The organism is Paenibacillus sp. 453mf, assembly GCF_900116105.1.
In the GTDB taxonomy this organism is placed as follows: domain Bacteria; phylum Bacillota; class Bacilli; order Paenibacillales; family Paenibacillaceae; genus Paenibacillus; species Paenibacillus provencensis.
The window spans coordinates 56,902-75,834 of the sequence record NZ_FPAC01000006.1 but is presented as its reverse complement, the minus strand read 5'-3'; the positions used below and the strand labels follow the sequence as shown (position 1 = coordinate 75,834).

The following is an 18,933-nucleotide window of genomic DNA, read 5'->3' as shown; positions in this document are numbered from 1 at the left end:
AGTGACAAAAAATCTGTCATTCCCTTTACAAATCATTATTTATCAATATTTAGAACAAGCTTAACTGTCCTTTTTCTTCTACAAACTTTGGTTTGTGAAATAATGTATTATCTAGTCTATCACTATTTAACCTATCTCTTAGCCAGTTGCCCATTATATAAGTAGCCAGTTCAGTACCAATCGAGCGGAGGACATTACCGTCACAACTTTGACCAAGCAGTTTTGTTTTGGTCGCATCACTGGAAATTTCATCATCAAATTCAAACCAATCAGGAATACCCATGATCCTAGAAATTTCATGCGGTTCGAAAATTCTCCACCACAATGGATTATCAGGGTGCGTTAAATATGAGCTTGTTACTTGTACCTTACGGTACGAAGTAACAAAGGCCGCTAACCTAGTACTATCGAGAGTGACAAGGGTATGATTCGACTCAGCACGAAAATTATTGTTACCTTTCTTATTTAGTAATCCCTCCATCACAGTTCCTTTAATTGGTTTCCAATTTCCTTGCTCAACGTTAAACCCTTTTAGTACCTGTTTTAGCGTAGGACGACGATGTTCAGGGATTTTCGGTGGTGTCGGCATCTTAAAACTATCCAGCGATCGAGTGCTGTATACGCAGTACCCTCTACGTCGGCCAGCAACGCTTCCCATATCGTAGGCGTCAATCATGACAGGACCTGTGGTATATGGAAACTTAATGCTCAGCAAAGAATTAAGTTGCTCAAACGCTCGGGACTTATAATACGGCACGACTTGTTCGATCAATACATAATCTGCTCCAGATGCATAAACGATCCTAGCGTAATGAGGACTTAAGGCAGTCGAGATGTCCTCCTTACGAGTACCAAGCATACTAAACTCAACGCACTCAGGGGAAAGAAATACAAGATCGGACTCCGGGATTAGGCTACTATGAATGTTCCTGAGATCAGTGAACAAAGATAAGCTGTTTCTGAAATTGTGACGATATACGTCTATGGCTTCAGCCCAAACATCAAGCGATCCAACTGGGCCATATGCTCCTAGATCCACAAGACAGGCAAGGCCCACACCTGCTCCTCCCGGCACCGAAAGTGTTCGAATTTTCTTTTGTTCAGACCCCATCAGCATTGGAGTACGGATATAAGCTAGGTCAAAACTGCGAGAATGCCTAATGACCAGCATGCCTTCAGAAACCAAGATATCGATTTGTTCCCTTGCTTTGATAACAGCACTAATTTCTCGATTGCATTTATCCATTAACGGACGTTCCCTCTTCCATCCCGCTCGTTTTCGCTTCGAGATTATGTGAGTCTTGTCATCCGTCTTCGTAAAGATTAAAGCGTCCCGTTCAATCGTCATATGGACCCCGTCACCCACATTAAAGTTCCCTGCCTCCAGCACGGTTGGTTCTAGGAAGATCCATGTGTTCCCTGCTTTTTCACTGGTCCGAATATTGCGAATCAACTTCACTTTCAGGTCATTCTGTCTACATGCTTCCATGGCTCAAATCCCCATTCTTTTGTATTAAAAACAAACGACCCCGATAGGTAGTCGCCTTATTCATCAGAAGATGTATTCGAGTAATCCAGAACTTAACTGGAATGATCAATGGCCTAGCATAACCAACTCAAACGCAAAACTGACCACCGCTTGGTTCGAGCCAGGCACTCTCACATCATTAATCTGCTTAGCAGTAAAACATGTTCACTTCTCTAAGAATTTATAAAGACAAAAAAAGCGCTTATTTAGAAAGACCCCAGAATTGATGTCATAAGACACATCTTGGTCACTTAATAAATAAGCGCATTTTGCTTTAGAACAAGTCCTGCCGCATGGCTAGACTTGAAATTTAGAAAAAGTAAATTAGGCATCATCTCATATTCTATCATTTTAGTGATCTGCTATTGGTGAAGGGAATACTTGCTTGTAAACCTGTATCTCCCCTCCGGATAAAAAACAAAGAACCTGGAGTTAGGCTAACGTCTTTCTTGATTCCTTAATTTTATTTATTTTATCAGATTGATGATGCAGCTTGTCCGAGGTCAAATTCAAGTTCTGTTTGTCCTTTTAATCGAATTTCATTTAAGATTGCAGCTGGTCCGGATAGCAGATTCCCTTTTCTAATTTCTGTAACCCCACGGTTGAATGCCTCAGTTTTAGTAATTACGTCTGAACTCCGACTCCCTACTACATGAAACAAAACCAGATTAGAGCCCGGCATTTCACTAACAAAAATCGTTTGTTTTTCCATCTTCTATTTTCTCTCCTTTTAATTAAATTTTGTCTATCTCAACAAATCATTAGAGAAACTTGATATCTCTCTTCCTAAGCGAGGCCAAATTTGCAGCTGAAAAATCCTCACTTGTCTGACACAGGCTAGCTATACAGCCTCCTTCAATGGCCAGATCCAATAAGTTAGTTACTGGATTTTTAACTAGACAAAAGCAAAAAGCGCATTATCTTAATAGACCAAAAAGAATTCCATCAAAAGACAGATTGGTCGCTTTAAGATAAAGCGCATTGAGTGAATTAGAATTATCCTAGCGCATGCCGGGACAAGAGAAAACAGCACAATTGAAGGTATAGCTAAATATTACCACCGTTTTGGTATCTTGGATAGTAGCATAATCTCAACCAATTCAACTGAGTGAGTAAAATTTGTCCGAAATAAGGGATACATGAATAAAACCGCTAGCTCCAGGTTTAGTCGCTGGGTTAACGGTTTTTTAATCTTTCTCTTTTAGTTCTTAAATGATCTTGAAATTGTTTTCTCTCAGCAAGCAAATCAATTAATTTACTCTCCAATGAAGGTAGCTCCGATACAGTAAACCGCTTCGTGTCTAAAAAGACTAGGTTTTTTCCTTTCCCCACTGCAATCACAACCCTTCAGACAAATCTAATAAGGTCATTATACACTACAGAATAGAAAAAGGAAAAGAGCGGTATAAAGGTTTGTTTTGATTCCGCTCTTTTGGAAAATGCTATTTAATGTTTACGATTGAGGAGCCTTAATTTCCGCCTCAATTGACTTCAACCGGTTAATAAGGAGCCCTTGGTTTGTGAGGATTTTCTTAGCATCACTTAATTTGTGACTTTCTTTTTCGTGGTCTCCATTGCAGCAATTTCTGCAAGTGCATTCGCCAAGGATATCGCGAATTATATCTTCATGTTTCCTTAATCCACCTTCAGATAACATTCTGCTTCTCCTCCTCGTTGAGCAACATTCCACGCTCCTCCAAGTGCAGCAGGATACCTTGTACCAAACGATACATCTCACGTGATTCGATCATATTTCGAAGATCACGTGACTCATTATTGAAGTGGAAACTATATACAAATACTCTACCCTTTATCACAAAACGATAAGAGTCCACAAATCTTCCTTCGCCTTTGATGTCCAGATCGGAGTACTCCCTGAAAGTTTGATTTCTTACAACTCTTACTGCTGCCCATGTACTGTATTTCGGTTCATTAATGGGAATTCGCATTGGGGTTGTTGAGTTTCCTTGCTCATAGAGCCGGTACAACGTATCTCCTCGTAATTCAAATAAAGAAAAGTCAGAACAGATTCTGAGGTCGAAGGGGTTAAACAACCCTTCTTCCTTTAACAACCTGTAAAGCTCGCTTATAGCAAACTTATATACCGTTAAGGTCTGCTGACTAAACTTCGCGAGCCTATCAAGAACTACGTTTAACAGTTCGTTTTCTTCTTGATAAGTAGACAATTCTTCAATTTTAACCATAAGTTCAGCTGAACTTGATTCGAATGCTTGCCGGATTTCAGAAATTTCGTTCCCTCGTCTCGTCGCATTGATAATGAGTTCATCGCGTATCCAAGAATAAAGACCATCGTATGTAAAATCCTTATTCTGCAGGAATGAGGAGAAGATTTCAAACTCCTCTTTATTTTTAAACTTGTATGTTCGAATATCAAATCGTGGGTGGCCAATAGTAGCCATATCTTTTATATTCAAATAAACCCTTAATGCCAACCACAACAATGGAATAATCCATGTTGCGATATTGGTATAATCAAAAGTAAAGAGATATCCTATTCCACCGTAAGCAGCAAAGCCTAAATACGTTATAACTGCAGAAGATTTAATAAGCTTAAATAGACCAATCTCATCCGGACGTACCTCTTTATACCCCCTGAAATCAAACAATGAACGAAGGATGGCAACTAAAAACCAGCTGGATCCGTTCATTTGCTCTAGGTGATACACGTAATTCCTTCTCATAGGAATTAGCTTGTCATCCATGGTTTTTCTCATTGCTTCCAAATATGATAAGTAAGTATTTTCGCTCAAAGACACCAGTTCCTTTCCATGAACGGATATATTAAAAATCATTTGCGCAGCGCCTCGAACTTCTCTACGATATCCTTTTGAATAAAGGTAGATTTGGATTGGGCAAACTGAGCATTAAAGTTAATCTTATGAAAGTAGATATTCTGCTTGTCCATCAGGTTATTCAATAAGGTCATTGTGAGCTGGGCAGCCATCTGATTCGTCTGAAGTCGTTGCGGATTGTTTAAGATTGTATCGCCGCAAGACTGACCAGGGAATTCAGTCTTCTCATCCCCTAAGATGTTGGGATAGACCCTCGTCACTGGTTCCAAAATGGTTTCGCCACGGAACTTATAACCGCATACGACCTGGCCGCCAAATCCGCTAAATTCGATCATCTGGAGTTCTGCCGGCGACGGATCGTCAAAAAGCATAATCCCTTCAATGCCTGCATCAATCCAAATCAAATCTTCAATCAGGTCAGAGTGAAAAAACTCGTCAAATAGCTGCCGCGTCTTGTTGTTGTCGACAAGGCCGACTAATATCGGAACTACTTGTACATTAGGCCCGATATTAAGATCACCAGAACCAAATAAGTTCGCGAGCATTTCGAGACTCGTTACGAATTCCGTAACGGCCTTCACTTCAAGACCATAATAATCGGCATACCGCTCAACCAGAGAAACAACCTTGTATTCATCAAGGTCATCTTGGTCAAATAGTTGCCGTTGAAAATTCTTCTGTTCCACCCGATCTGCGTCGATAAGGGTAATATCGAAGGAGATCGGCGGTCGTTCATTGGCCGCCAGATAACCTGAAATCGTTTGTAACAACGTCCGAACAAAATGTGACCCGTTTCCGCCAGCTCCGACTACGCAGATTTGGAACAGAACGTGATTTTTTTCTTTAACGTTAATTGCATTCATCGATTTATCACCTCAAATGAACAAGGAGACTCGAATCCGAGCCTCCTTGCTGTGCTATTTGACCAGCTTTACTCGCTGATCCCATTCTGTCGGGTACGGCAACGTCGCTGTTAGGTCAGGGGTTTCGAAGATATAACTTAATGGAAGCTGTAAATACGCCCCTCCATGCCCCACTCTGAGATTAACATCCGGCTCCTTAGCCCTCATATTACCGACAACTACATACAAGCGATACTTCCGCTCGTTTGCATCATCGACTAATGAAAATCCGGCCGGCAAAACATGATGTGAATGAATGTGCATCACGTCAAGATAGCGCGGCTCAGGAAAGTCTTTCCCAACGGTTGGCGCATGCACATGATCCCACGTCACATACTGCTCCGGACAGTCAAATAGATACTTCTCTTCGACTGTATCGTAAACGATCCGGACCATTGCTTCGTACTGATGAGCATCGTTCCAATATGCTCGGAAGAAGGAGATCGCCACCTTCAACATTTCACTGGGGATTTTGGGGAGGGCAAATTCAAACCCTTCCTTTACCGTGTCGACCATTGGAACTCGATTTGCCTTTAATACCAATCTTCCAAGTTTGCTGTCACGGACGCAGTAAATACGACCGTCATCCCCAGCAATATAATTGTTGGGTTGTCGTTTCTCTGCATTGAAGAATTCCCGAAGCCTCCAGAAGAATCCAGGCATAATCAGCAAGCTCCTTTGTCTTGCCCCCATGCATCGGGGAAGAGTTGCTTATTGTCGATGTCATATCTCCATTTAGTTCCCGATGGTGTCAGCTCTGCTGCATCCTCTTCTGTAACCATTTTCAAACGGATCTCCTCGAGCGTGACCGATTCAACTCCGTTATTGAGCTCGTCTTGGAAGAGCACATCGACTTCAAATACGGTCGCCGCGTAGTGAATCTTCCAAGATTCACCGAGCTTTACGGATTCCAACTCCGGCTCTTTCGGAGCTTGTTGTACAGGCGTTTTTGATTTAGCTCCTCCACGGCCATGCTTCTTCCTCGAATCCGCTTGTTTAACAGTATCAGCGCCGCAGGAACCTGCTGCATCCTTTTTGTCCTGCCCATCACTCGACGACGTAATTGCGTCGAAGCTGAACAAGGAAAGTTGTCCCCCTTCGTCAACAATCCGGTAACCAGAATCGTCTGATTCTGGAGAGGATTGATCACTCTCGCCTGCAGATGTCTGCTCGACACCATGAATTTGTTTCAACTCTATGGCAGCATTTACAGTGGCTCTCATACCTTCGATTTCCGCATTTACAACCTCATCGTTCGCTTCTTGTCCTAAGTTTGTATTTCCCATGATTCGTTAACCTCCGTTTATATGCGTTATTGGTTATTAAGTTCCTGCTCTTCAGTGGATTGAGACTCCTCAATCTCATCCTCAATAGAAAGAAGCTCGAACTGATCTGCGACGGTCAACCGAGTGTCCAGTAAGGTTTCCTCGTTAAAATCTTGACCTTGCAAGCTAATATACAACTCACGAAGGTTCTTCCCTCTGTACGCATGATCATTAGTCGAGCTTTTAAAGAATAATTCCGGTAGCCTTCTTAATTGGCTAAGCTGCGTTATCTCTATTTCTTTTAACTGGGGCCAGCAAGCGTGAAAATCAGGGAAGACATTGCCGAATGGATATCGGTATAGTCTTGAGCTTGCTTTTACAGGACCATCCTTCAAAGCGAATATCCGGCACTGTTCGATTTCTTTTCCTCTAATCACAAATTCAAAAAGGAGCTTAGGATGGCCTACGGACTCATAAGGAGTCTTGTAATACAAAATGTCCCGTTTGCTCTTCTCCACTTCGAGTACGACAATTTTGCGGCCGCTTATTTCTTCTTGATACAGGATCGTTCCCGGTGGCAAAAGTGGTGTCGTTACCGTCTTGGTTACCGGCATGTACGAGGTGATTTGTTCTTGAAACCACCGCTTTATATCAATATCCTTTTCGGTCCTTGCCCGTTCAGCGATCATCCGAAGTAAAATGCCAACGATCTCTTTACGACCTTCAGCTATGTTCAACTGTTTCAGCAGCGTACTGAAAAGCTGGAGAAGTACATCTTCATCGTAAAGGCGTTCCACTTTCCCTATGAGTAGCATTAACAGGTTATTTAGGCTGCCCTCTTCCACTTGTGATAGGTCAAACCGCTCCGCCAAAGCTCTGAGCACGAGCGAGAGGTATCTCATGTCCTCCTCAGAATTGCATCGACTTACGACCAGCTCCAGACACTTAAAAAAGACCTTTGGGTTTTGCCCTTCTAGAATCGGGCCGAAAATTTGATGAAGGGAAAATTTCTCTTCCGCAAGAATAAGCGCCGTCAATTCATTCGGTTCCATCATTGCATACAGTCCCTTCAGCAAATCATCCATCAATACACGACGATTAGAAACGGTTAAACCATTAGCCCGCCGCAGGACATGTACTAACTTGGTGTTGTCCTTTTCGTTCTCGGGCATCTGAATGATTGTTCCGTTTTGAATTAACTCGGACATGGTTCTCCTCCCTTGCTCCCCATTCGGTGATTTTCTCCTTTAATCGAAAATAGCAATCGCAGATTCTCTCGAAGATCAGATAATAGCTGCCTACACCCATCACATGAAAGGCGAGTCCAGTTTCGGACATCTCCATCTCCACGTGAACATCAGTGTATTCACAATCCAAATTCTCTTCGGAAATAGGCTCCCAGATCCACTCACGATCGGCCGCTGCCTCAGGATGAATACGTTCGATTTCTATCCACCTTGTCACTTCTGGAAGATCCATGTGAAAGGTGTAGTCATCGCCGTAATCCTCCAAAATATCTGCTTCACTGCCGGTCAAGATTTCCAAACCCTGAAGAAAAAAAGAATCATGACGGTCGCTCACCCGATCCATTGTAAAGACATAGTTCTCCGGCAGTTTCTTGCCAAGATCAAACAAGCGCTTCGCAACGACCAGGTTATCCATAGCAACATGATAAGTATCGATGTTCTCGGAATAGTACACACAACTTCTGCCCATGACACCACTCCTAAACAAACTTGCGTTTGCGATTTATTGAGGATTGTATCCCCTTGACTCGGTCCTTGAAATCCGCAATTCGTGCGACCTGAACGACTAGGTTCTCGCGATTTTCCTCTGCTTCGTTTTCCTCCGATTCATCCCCGGTTCGTAGAAACAAAGCTTGTTCCATAGCCATTACAGCTTGGTCATAGGTGAAGGATGAAAAATCAACATCTCCAAACCTCTGATGCCTATATGTTCCCCAGTGGAAAACATGCATCAACGGGACCATCACACCTTCTTTTCTATCCGCCACTTCTGGTGAGATGGCGGACTTCTCAATCACCTCGTGAAACTTGTCGAGATTCAATCGGTTTTCACTCCTTTCGGATTAAATTAGGGTTGTAGGGCAACAAAAAAATGCACTGCCCTTACCAATGACTAAGATCCAATAACTGGGGATCCTGCAAAAAATGCAATCAGTCACTCGTAAGAGGAGTGCATTGAACTTGTTTGAACTTGTTTCCAGAACGCTAACCTATATACCATCTTTTCAAATAAAATTCATACTCAAAAAGAATATTTCTTAATTAAATAAAATTAGTTAAAAGAAAAAGACCTTACTCAAGTTGAGCAAGGCCCGAATCGGAACCGGAGTCCCTGATTTTAAAAAACACCACAATGGAGTATTGACCAAGATAATGATCTTAGTACTGTGAGTTGCAAGTCTGTACTTCCTTCGTATAATCGAAGAAATATAAAATCACTTTGCATTGTTTACAGAAATTTTAGGATCTTTCAATGTCAAGGCTCCGTGTACGTAAAGGTTTTTAAGTGCTTTCATACGGGCCAATTTGGATGTTAAGATATGTGCTTCTCTTGTCATAAAAGACCGCCTCCTGGTAATTGAATTTTGGGTTGTAGGAACAAGAAAAAACGCTCCTTTACAATGCCCAAAGATTATTTCTCAAGAGAGAATTAATGATTTAGACGCTGTAAACGAGCGTTATTTAGAATTATAGGCATACCAAGGGTAGGTAAGAAATTAGAATTAAAATCAGAATGTCCTCTTCTGCCCTGGCTAGAGGATGGAGTAAAGAAGTAAAATGGTATGAAATAATCTTACCATAGGATAAAGAAAAAGAGAAGAACCGATATTATCAGTTCCTCTCCTCTTTAAACTTCACCGGCTGAACCGTCCCTCCGTAATTATCGTAAAAATCCTCGTGCAGTTGAAAGGTACTACCGTATCTACCGTATAACACCATGAACTCATTAGGTAGCAAGTTCTTACGGATCAGCTTTTTCAAATGCGAGCTGCAAAGCTCATAGGTAGCATCGTTTTCCGCGAATATGATCGCCTGCTCCTCACATAAAGAGCAGACTTTCTTGTCGGTTAAGTTACTCGGAAGTAAGTTCATTTCTGAATTCTTAAGTATTCCAATGACATACATGATTTGATGATTGGGACACATGATCACTGAGAAAGTACCATCGTCAAATCTACCCAAAATCTCGCGCATGTTTATCGTGCAGTGTCTGACGCAGCACTTCGACTCGGTATCATCCTTCCGTCTTTCGAGCACTTCATTTTTATTGTTATTTCTGATCAATTCTACCATTCAACTCTACCCTCCACCTTCGTTGGTTGTTATTTTAATCACAGTGTAGAAAAAAGGGGAATCCTTAGAATTCCCCCAACGACAGCCAAGTTGAATAATTTAATCAAGTACTGTGTGACCAAATAGTTCAATCCCAAGCTTAGATTTTACAATCTCTTTTGCAATTTCGAACTGTTTCATCATGATCGTTGTACTCTGACTGACTACTGGCATTCTCACATCCATCCACGGTCCGACATTAGAAGATGTATTGCGTAGAATGCTCCTCTTTTCGGTATACTCCGAATCATTAACTTGAATATTGAGATAGCCACAATCCAAACCAAAATTATCATCCAGTAGCAGAGTCATCTCACCATCAGTACCAGGCGTCCACTCTACTCGTTCATGGAACGCTGCAGAGAGTGCATTCAAGATAGACTTGGAGTTTTCATCGATCACAGACTGGACTCTTGCATCATATGCTTCGACCCAATGTTTGATCTCTTCAGTTTTTCCTGCCTCTTCTATCTCACGAGCTTTAAGCGTATTTCGGATTTCCTTAGAAATTCGGGTATGCTCATAGCCTTTCATAAGAGAGAACGCTTCAGCATGAGTTATGTCCTCCGAGATATAGTCTGTTGACAACGAGGACTCCACCAGATTGGTTGTGAAATGAAAAAGTTTCATCCCGAACGCAGTCTCCCCACGTTTACCACGGTTTGGACTTATTCTTTGAAGTACCGGTGCATCGTAGTTATACCATTCTTTAACGAAAGCAGGCGTAAGATTAACCGATATATTGCTGTTAAACTGATAAATAGATTCGAGACTATCTTCTTCGACCCATACGTCATCATCTCTCACTTCGTTAAAGTAAAGGAACTCTTCAATGTAGTTGAGGGAAACGATCAATCCGTATGGGTTTCTGTCCTCGCCCCTATTTAACCGAACCTCTTTTCCCCTACCTTTATGGATAGAGTATACGTCTTTATTCCACGCCAGTTTTACGGCTGCACGTGTTCCACTTCTGTAATACAAGAGCCGAATCGGTTCCTCAGCAAACTTCTTGGAGATGTGTTCAAGAGCAAGAGCCTTTGTTTCCGGGAGCTCTTTCCCAATGAGATGCGCTTTGACTTCCTCTTCGCAAATAGATGCCTCGATCTCTGCTCGGAGGTCCTCAAACCGTTTATCTACCTGACTTCTAAGATTGAATGCCACTTTTTCATTCATAATCGAAGCTGCGCCAATGCGAAGGACACGCTCCAATGAGTTCTTTACCTTACCTGACAGTTCCGTCGCAAGAACCTCTAACTGAAGCTTCTCCTCAACTTCCTCAAACCATGGAAAGTATTGCTGAACAGCTTCAAGAACCTTGTTTTGATTCTCCCCCCATTTCGCCTGATAGATCTTCTCTCGCGGAAGATCCAAAATCATCTTCGTGATTTCAATGGCGGTAATGGCAGCGAGTTTTACGATTTGTTCTGAGGTACAATACTTCAAAATTATATCGACTCGGCGGTCACCGAATACACTCAATCCTCGAAGTACTTCTTTGTACGTTGCGGTATTTTCATTGATTGAAAAAGGGTACACCGAGCGGATAACCTCTTGCATGAGCTTCATTCGAAGAAGTTCTTGGGCTGAAGCGGTTGTGAGATTTGAAAGAGTAGTCTCCTCCATTTGAATAGCCTTCTGTAAGTTTTCTGGATTAGGTTCGCGCATTTTCATTCGTCCTCTCTTGAGAAATTGGGTTGTAGGTGCAACGCAAAAAAGCACCTGAGAGGCGACCAACCAAATAGACACACGTGTAGTGTGAATTACAGGTTAATCATCTTTCAGATGCTTCTTTAATAGAATGCTCTCCTTTGCGCCTGCTGGAGAGGATAAGATAGATTAAAAAATAAAGGTATGAGGCTAGTTTATCACATCATAAAGACAAAAAATAGGAGAAGTTACCTCCTCCTATTGTTGCGGTATTAAACGATATCGCTCTTCTTCGCTATAGACCATTATATAGAATTTATAAAAATCAGATTATCTTAAACATTTTGTAAGGTGTAAAGATATAGTTAATATATTCGATGTCTACACCAAAACTCTTTCCTTTTCTTCGTAGTCGAATTAAATATCTCAGCAGCGATACATGTGTCGAAGGGCTGATGTTTCATGCAGATGTTCGGTGACGAGTTCAGGAAACGATAAGCGGTTATTTGTGTCTGCTGTAAATTTCAGATACGTAAACCCATTACAAAACACTGAATGCACCATTTTTTCAGGAACTCCTATATTGTTATATATCGCACCTAAATCATCTAGCAGCGTTCGGATCTCTTCGAACTGAGACTTGTTCCAGTAATACTGTGTTGGTCTTATAGTTACCACACCGGCAAGATACTCCTCTTTATAGTGCTTAAAACCCACCTTGAAAGAAAGTTTATTTTCAAGGATTTCCTTTAAAAGGAGAAACTCCTCGTTGCTTAGACCACGTATGTTATTCTTTTTATTATCTACCATTTCAGAACACTCCTTGATTTAAATTAGGTTGTATATAGGCATAAAAAATTCACCTCACCAGACAATCAATTTCAATACTCGAGAGCGAGATCATTAATCATCTTGTGAGATGTACTTTTGGTTAATTCGATAAAGGGCTACTATGAACCCTTGATTACTATGAGAGTTAGCTTGACTTCCGCTTACCCTTACCGTGCTTTCGGTTCCCCCTTTTCATTTGACCTTGGGGCCCTACATTACGAGGTTCGTTATTGTCATTTTGACATGCGACAGCAACTTGTTCAGCAGAGAATTTTAGGTTATCCTCAGCCACAATAGTCCGGAGCTCTTCAAGCAGTTCCTGCTTAATTGTGTTCTTTATCTCCTCAAGAGATGGCTCTCTTTTACCATAAGCCGTTCTCCCTAAAGCGATCAAACCCGTTACAGATGCAAACACTCCAGAAGCATCCTTAACTGCATCCAGTAATTGCTTATCACTTTCGCTAAAGGCATAGGTCACTCCTACAGTAGAGGCAACGAAATAAGCTGAGAGTGAGACTACCGCTACCCAAAATGAGGCTTGAGTGAAGGTCATTCTCTTCTCTTCTCGCAATTTAGTAGAATTGCTGAATAATAAGAGTGTCAAGTCATGAATCCATCGTCCAATGGAAACAAAAGCAACACTCCCAACTATCGCCAATATGTAATAAAAAGGCGCGTAGTAATCCATCGCTTTTGGTAATAGCATTGCTATTCCAATATACAGAAAGTATGAGACACCAATAGAAAACATAATAGTAAAAAATGTGGTGACCAACTTAGCCCATATACCAGAAAATTTATTTACTACAGCAACTATTAGACCAGCTGGCATTATCAGTATAAGCAAGATTATATGTAGAACTTTAGAATTCTTATTAAAGGGTGCTGTAATAAAGAAGAAAGATCCTACCAAAATTACATAAGCGATACCTACAGCCCATAGGACCCCCATATAAATATCGCTGGATAAGAATTCCCCAATCATTGGAACAAAATAATACACGTCTAAAGTCAAAAGTGTAAGACCAAATACAAAACTTAACCAGACTAAAATTTTTTTTGAGTTTTGAAGAATCATAATGACCCCTCCCATTAATTTTTAATAACTTCTTAAAAGTAAAAAAACACCCCTCAAAGAATGATAAAAGTAAGACACACGTAAAGTGTGAATTAACTTGAATCACCATTTAAGGCGTGTTAGTTTGCTTAGAATGCTCCCTGTGCGCATGCTGGGAGTTAGTGGACGTGTATAAGGTATATGTCAATAATATCACAATTCCATAGTTGCTAAAAGGCACTGCGGGATAGAATATAATATTTATTTAAGCTCTAAAATCAAATCATGCTGTATATCCAAAATTTATACCACTCAAAATTTAGCCTCCCTTTCTTACGATGGTAGAATTAAGGAGATAAATGTTGGAGGAGGTTTTAACCATGATGAAAACTGAATCTTTAAAAATAAATGCAACAAAATACTCGGGTCTCCCACTTCAATCCCTTAAATTTCTGGTGAAGACATCAGCACCAGTGGATAAACTTAGAAAGAGAGAAGTTTGGAAGGAGATTTATTACAGATATTTCACTCAAGGCCGCGAGTTCAACTTGTACAGTTTATTAAGAGGAGAACCAGTAGCATTCAGTAATACTATCGGATGGGAGCTCGATACCGAAGAAGTTGAAATCCCTATTCATCATGCAGAAGATTTTATCAAGAATTTAATTGATTTCATCCAGTATGTCGAACAGAAGATTCTATCTTCTGATAATCTTCAATTTCATTGGCAGCTTCATGAATTGGCGGGTATGCAATCCATGATTGAAAGGGTTCGAGATGCCAAAATTAAAGATATGAACACACGGCAGAAAATAAACCTTTTCATCGACAAGATCAATGAAGCTCGGAGGATAGCTCTTCTGCAGATTGAGAAAGCTGAATCCGTAGTATTAACAACACCTAATGATACATACAACCTGGGCGAAAAATCTCATCTTAGTATTCAAGAAGAGAAAACTGCTCTGTCGAAACAACAGTTAGTCCACTTAAAAATTGCAATATCGAAAGTGAATAAAGGGCAATGGATGGAAATGATTAAAAATCTTCGTATTTACTATCCCGAGGATCAACAGAAAATAATTCGCCACGGAGTGAAAAAATATCCTCATGACATCATTGAGTATCATCCATGGCAAGCATTTATCGAAAATAGGGATATCCGAAATCCAGAACTGAATATGCTCAGAGCCCTATTTATTGGTATTGAAAAGTCCGGCCTAACCGATTGGTTCCAACATCTCAAACTTACGTCTGTAACTGGTTTTTTACGTTATGTAAAAGACTGGTTCTTCGAAGCTGAGAAAGCGACAGAGGATTTCTTTGTAAAATTAGAGCTAGAACTGCTCAGAGAGATAAGTGAACATTCAAGTCCTACCGTTAACGGTGAAGAAAACCCGGCATTCTACGAGTCAAAAAATTTATATAACGATTATCTACTGAACGAGCTGGAAAAACATTATTGGATTGTCGAGAGATATGAGAATGGTAACATGTCTGAAATGTTAGATTATGCTCCAGGATATTACGAGATATTGAGTGAATATATGGCTAATCCAGTTAGGGTAGCCAATTTAAAATATTCGAGGTACGGACTTCTTCAATTTGAAATGGTTAACGATTATACTAAAGGGCGCCTGACCATCATTGACTTGTATTATGACCTTTTAAAGAAATTCAATCGTAATCTCGCTTGGAACGAGGAATCCTTTCTTAGGACAGGAGACAAATTTTCCATAGCAAAAAACGTCCCAACGAAATATTATTCGAAAATCAAACGGTTTTTCCAGCTTCCTTTAACTCTAGAGTTCGATGCTGGATGCGCATTAAACGAAGATCGGCCGGTAACAAATCAAAGTTCAATAGAAAGTGTTATTATCTATAAGTTCATACGCGGAGTTATAAAAACATCGGAGCTACGCTGGTTATATACTTCCGAAGAAGGGTATGCATTTTTTAAAGCCAATACTAAAGTTTTTCGAAGTAGTGGAATGTTTCATTCACATGAAGACTACGTGGCTGAGTTTATTTCTGAAGTCATCCCCCTGTTTGACTTCAGAGATCCGGACCAACTTCGCAGATTCTTCCAACTTGAATTCAGCACAAAATACATCTACGGGCCCTATCCAAAAATAAAAAAAGAGGTGGCCGATCGAATTGTAAGAAAGCTCCATGATGAAGTTCCTCATGAGCTGCAGATCGTATCCGAGTTCTTCGATGGAATCGAAGAAGAGTATACCGAATTCGAAGTTTATGATCAATTTGACGGACTTTCTCCCTTCGAGTTGTTAATACTCCAACAGCAAGGGATAGAGATCGGTAAAGAACAGCATTTTAAAGGTTATAAGGAAAATCTATTCAACACAACTACCCACTTCACTCCTGATGAAGTAAGAACGAGATTTATTATTGATTACTACAAGAACTATTATGGTTCTTAGCATGTAAAAGACCCCGTCTCCTTTTACCGGAGCGGGGTCTTTGCGTCAACAAATTTTGATTTAGGAAACTCTTTGGTTCCCCCATGTTAGACGAACATTTCCTTTCTCGTCTGTTTCTTTTTCAATCAAGCTGTTCAGGATGTCGAGGTCTATGCCAAACTCATCAAAAATTTCAGCCTGCTCTTTAAAATCTAATGTCTTAATGTATTCGTTGATTCGCTCTTTGCTCATCAACAATGCTAATAGGTTCTGCTCGATCGTATGGTCGTATGTCACCATATGGATCTCCTTAGCTTCTGTACTGTTATATCGAATAAAGCGGAAGCAGGTGGGTAGAGAGAGGGCGCATTACTACATAATCCGGCTGGTTCCACACTTTATTTACATGTGGTTCCAGACTTTATTTACCGGTCCCACACTTTATTTGCATGGTTCCAGACTTTATTTACTGGTTCCATACTTTATTTGCATGGTTCCAGACTTTATTTACTGGTTCCATACTTTCTTTTCATGTGTCCCCAGATCCGACTATTAAGCATGTTTCCCTCAAGCCCCCGTTAGAACCGTGCGAGCTGCTTTCACAGCACACGGCTCGCGACTAATTTAAGCCTATCCGTTGATTGCCCGAGTGTTCGGGTGTTTCTTAGCGTGGCATTCTTGGCACAGAGTTTGTTTCAGAAGATCCCTGCTCGCAGCGATCACCGCGAGTGCATCCTTCCTCCTATTTCTCTTGACCATTCTTTTGTGGTGGATTTGCATTCCTGCATCCCCACCGCATTCTGTACAAGTTTCATTCGAGGCAAGCGCCTCGAGTTTATCTCCCAGCGAATTACCCTGAACAAGACGGCCTATGGTTCCCTTCTCCGCCTTGTCATCGTCTTTGGAGTGCCATCCGTGCTGTTCGTTCGCATTCCGGATTTTATTCGCGACTTCCAGTGGAGTTCGGTAGGCATAGTCGCTGAAATAGCGCATATACACCGGTTTATCTCCGCTCTTGGCACGAATCCGCTGTCTCGTCTTACCGTAGACGTGTATCTTGTTGACCACGTAAGAATCGATCACTTTAGCGATCGAGCACTTGTGCTTGCGACCAAGCCAGTGCATAAGCATCCAGTAGAGTTCCTTGTCCAAGGTGTTGGCCACCGAGCTCCAGTTGTTCGCTATCAGATGATAGTTGCTCCATCCGCTTACAACCCTGTTAATCGCAACGATCATGTCGAAAGCAGGATTGTTTGAGTGTAGCTCTGTTAACGCCTGCAGCCTCTTCCTAATGCGCTTAATTCGCACTCGTGGAGTGTAGACAAGCGCATAGTTGTTTCGGTACCCATGCCCTTTCGACGAAGGTTTCTGAATAATATCATAACCCAGAAACGTGAACCCTTCAGTAGCGTGCGTTATCTTGGTCTTCTCCTGACTCAACGTGAGGCCTAAATTATCAGAGAACCATTCTGAGATGGTCTCTTTCATTCTCTCCGCTTCACGTTTGTGGTAGTTACCCATGAGGATGACGAAATCGTCCGCATACCGAACATATCCCAAACTCTTGCTTGCGAAATATAGTTCGGAGTCCTGCCTGGTGTATCTGCTGCGCTCTTTCCTAAGCTGCCGTACCATCGCGATCATTTCATCTCGTGAATTTAGGGTCACGATTGTACCCTTTTCACTGGATGATGGGTTCTCTTTCAGCTCAACCTTGTAGGTTGTTCTATTCTCCGACAACGCTTTTGATAGCTTCCGCAACTTGTTCTGGAAATACGCATACTCCTTAGAGTCTCTGCGCTTCTCCCGATTCATGTTCTGCTGACTTGGAGCTATAAACTTGTCGAACTCATGGAGATAGATATTAGCCAGAATGGGGCTAACAATGCCGCCCTGTGGAGTTCCATCCTTGGTAGCAAAAACTGGATTGGCCCCATCTGTACCAAACCCCATCTGATATCCGCTTTTCAGGAATTTGTTGATGAGTTGAATGAACCTCTCATCCGCGATCCTGGCACGCAAGACGTTCAGAAGCTTGGAATGCTTGATGTTATCAAAGCATCCCTTGATATCTCCTTCGATAACCCAGTCGAACTTTCTAGGAACGATTTCGCTGATCGCCGTTTGGCAACTACGACGCGGCCGGAAGCCGTGAGATGCATCCGAGAATAATGGATCGTAGAGAGCTTCCAAGATAAGTTTAACCGCCTGTTGAACAAGTCTGTCCTTGATGGCGGGAATCCCTAGTGGCCGCTTTCCCTTACCGTTACCCTTTGGGATTTCAACTCTTCTGACCGGTGCCGGCACATATTCTCCGGTACGCAGCTGGGTTGACAGGGAAGCGATATGTTCGTCCCTTCGTTCTTCAAACCCGCTTCGGTTCATCCGATCCACCCCTGCAGTCTTGATACCTTTATTGCCTCTGATGCAGTCCCATGCGTACGATAACATTTCCTCGTTCTGGACGATTTTGTACAGTTTGTTGAATCTGCGCTTCTTGTCCGCCTTAGCCACTTTGGACAGGTAAGCAATTCGTTCCATGACGTTCATAGAGGATCAACCTCCTATTCAATGGTCGGAATTGCTTAAATTAGCCTAGCGTCATTCACCAGCACCCGACACTGCGTCACCGCCGCGTGGGTGTCCTACGTCCCTCGACGTAAGTGTACTCAGGCTTTCCCTGACCCAGATTACTCTAACGCTTCCTTCGGATACCTGTCTCTCATTGGGTAGCCAGCACCCTCCATACAGATTCCTTTGCAGGTTATCTGCGTAGCACGCATTGAATATCCTTAGGTTGCTTTCAAATGGTTTTACGCCATCGGCGTTCATGTCTATCCAGACGGTGACATATGTAGTGCTCCGTCCTACCAGTGAATTACCGGTTCTGTGAGGCCAATCCTGTTCCTCACATTGGATAGATAGAGCTTTACAAGGATTCTTTCGCTCTAGGGCCCGGAGTATTCCCCACCCATCTCAGCTTCATAAATGACCTATTAACCATAGATATTCGCACCTTGAAGTGACGCTCTTGCCTACAATCCTTTCGGCTCACGTCCCAACTTTCACCCTCCAAGCTTGACCCGACGAAACAGGTTTCTGCTCCTGTTTTGT

At 41.9% G+C, this 18,933-nt stretch carries 18 protein-coding genes; 1 reads left to right on the top strand and 17 read right to left on the bottom strand.

Features of this window, described 5'->3' with window-relative positions:
- Positions 1–49: 49 nt before the first annotated feature.
- The 15 genes from BM415_RS20045 to BM415_RS19980 all read right to left on the bottom strand — a co-directional run bounded on the left by BM415_RS20045 (position 50) and on the right by BM415_RS19980 (position 13,423).
- Positions 50–1,489: a DNA cytosine methyltransferase gene (locus BM415_RS20045; protein ID WP_090727614.1), complete on the bottom strand. Its 1,440-nt coding sequence runs from the start codon at positions 1,487–1,489 to the stop codon at positions 50–52.
- A 514-nt stretch (positions 1,490–2,003) separates the two neighbouring features.
- The gene (locus tag BM415_RS20040) at positions 2,004–2,240 is read right to left on the bottom strand and encodes a hypothetical protein (RefSeq protein ID WP_090727613.1); all 237 of its coding nucleotides are present in this window, start codon (positions 2,238–2,240) and stop codon (positions 2,004–2,006) included.
- A 741-nt stretch (positions 2,241–2,981) separates the two neighbouring features.
- Complete coding sequence (locus BM415_RS20035; protein ID WP_090727611.1) at positions 2,982–3,185, bottom strand: hypothetical protein; 204 nt, start codon at positions 3,183–3,185, stop codon at positions 2,982–2,984.
- Entirely contained in the window at positions 3,175–4,299 is a 1,125-nt protein-coding gene (locus BM415_RS20030) for a hypothetical protein (RefSeq protein ID WP_139237035.1), read from the bottom strand. The genes BM415_RS20035 and BM415_RS20030 overlap by 11 nt, the downstream gene beginning before the upstream one ends.
- 38 nt (positions 4,300–4,337) lie before the next feature.
- Positions 4,338–5,204: a ThiF family adenylyltransferase gene (locus tag BM415_RS20025; RefSeq protein ID WP_090727608.1), complete on the bottom strand. Its 867-nt coding sequence runs from the start codon at positions 5,202–5,204 to the stop codon at positions 4,338–4,340.
- Between the two features lie 54 nt (positions 5,205–5,258).
- Entirely contained in the window at positions 5,259–5,906 is a 648-nt protein-coding gene (locus tag BM415_RS20020; protein WP_090727607.1) for a hypothetical protein, read from the bottom strand.
- Positions 5,907–5,908: 2 nt separating this feature from the next.
- Positions 5,909–6,529: a hypothetical protein gene (locus BM415_RS20015; RefSeq protein WP_090727605.1), complete on the bottom strand. Its 621-nt coding sequence runs from the start codon at positions 6,527–6,529 to the stop codon at positions 5,909–5,911.
- A 26-nt stretch (positions 6,530–6,555) separates the two neighbouring features.
- Positions 6,556–7,716, bottom strand: a complete 1,161-nt coding sequence (locus tag BM415_RS20010; RefSeq protein ID WP_139237034.1) for a hypothetical protein — start codon at positions 7,714–7,716, stop codon at positions 6,556–6,558.
- Positions 7,625–8,224 (bottom strand): hypothetical protein, encoded by a 600-nt coding sequence (locus BM415_RS20005; RefSeq protein ID WP_090727602.1) that lies wholly within the window; start codon positions 8,222–8,224, stop codon positions 7,625–7,627. Before BM415_RS20005 ends, BM415_RS20010 begins: the two co-directional genes overlap by 92 nt.
- Positions 8,225–8,234: 10 nt before the next feature.
- The gene (locus BM415_RS20000; RefSeq protein ID WP_090727600.1) at positions 8,235–8,576 is read right to left on the bottom strand and encodes a hypothetical protein; all 342 of its coding nucleotides are present in this window, start codon (positions 8,574–8,576) and stop codon (positions 8,235–8,237) included.
- Positions 8,577–8,969: 393 nt separating this feature from the next.
- The gene (locus BM415_RS25855; RefSeq protein WP_256209940.1) at positions 8,970–9,092 is read right to left on the bottom strand and encodes a hypothetical protein; all 123 of its coding nucleotides are present in this window, start codon (positions 9,090–9,092) and stop codon (positions 8,970–8,972) included.
- A 274-nt stretch (positions 9,093–9,366) separates the two neighbouring features.
- Positions 9,367–9,828, bottom strand: coding sequence for a hypothetical protein (locus BM415_RS19995; RefSeq protein WP_090727598.1), 462 nt, complete (start codon positions 9,826–9,828; stop codon positions 9,367–9,369).
- 99 nt (positions 9,829–9,927) lie between these two features.
- Entirely contained in the window at positions 9,928–11,490 is a 1,563-nt protein-coding gene (locus BM415_RS19990; protein WP_139237033.1) for a hypothetical protein, read from the bottom strand.
- A gap of 450 nt (positions 11,491–11,940) precedes the next feature.
- Positions 11,941–12,324, bottom strand: a complete 384-nt coding sequence (locus BM415_RS19985; protein WP_090727595.1) for a hypothetical protein — start codon at positions 12,322–12,324, stop codon at positions 11,941–11,943.
- A gap of 166 nt (positions 12,325–12,490) precedes the next feature.
- Entirely contained in the window at positions 12,491–13,423 is a 933-nt protein-coding gene (locus BM415_RS19980) for a hypothetical protein (protein ID WP_090727593.1), read from the bottom strand.
- Between the two features lie 359 nt (positions 13,424–13,782).
- Between BM415_RS19980 and BM415_RS19975 the strand changes: the two genes are divergently transcribed.
- A complete protein-coding gene (locus tag BM415_RS19975) occupies positions 13,783–15,840 on the top strand; it encodes a hypothetical protein (RefSeq protein ID WP_090727592.1) in 2,058 nt (685 codons plus the stop codon).
- Positions 15,841–15,900: 60 nt separating this feature from the next.
- Here the strand turns inward: BM415_RS19975 and BM415_RS19970 are convergent, their stop codons facing one another.
- Positions 15,901–16,119: a hypothetical protein gene (locus BM415_RS19970; RefSeq protein WP_090727590.1), complete on the bottom strand. Its 219-nt coding sequence runs from the start codon at positions 16,117–16,119 to the stop codon at positions 15,901–15,903.
- Between the two features lie 330 nt (positions 16,120–16,449).
- A complete protein-coding gene (gene ltrA, locus BM415_RS19965; RefSeq protein ID WP_090727589.1) occupies positions 16,450–18,369 on the bottom strand; it encodes a group II intron reverse transcriptase/maturase in 1,920 nt (639 codons plus the stop codon).
- Positions 18,370–18,933 lie beyond the last annotated feature (564 nt).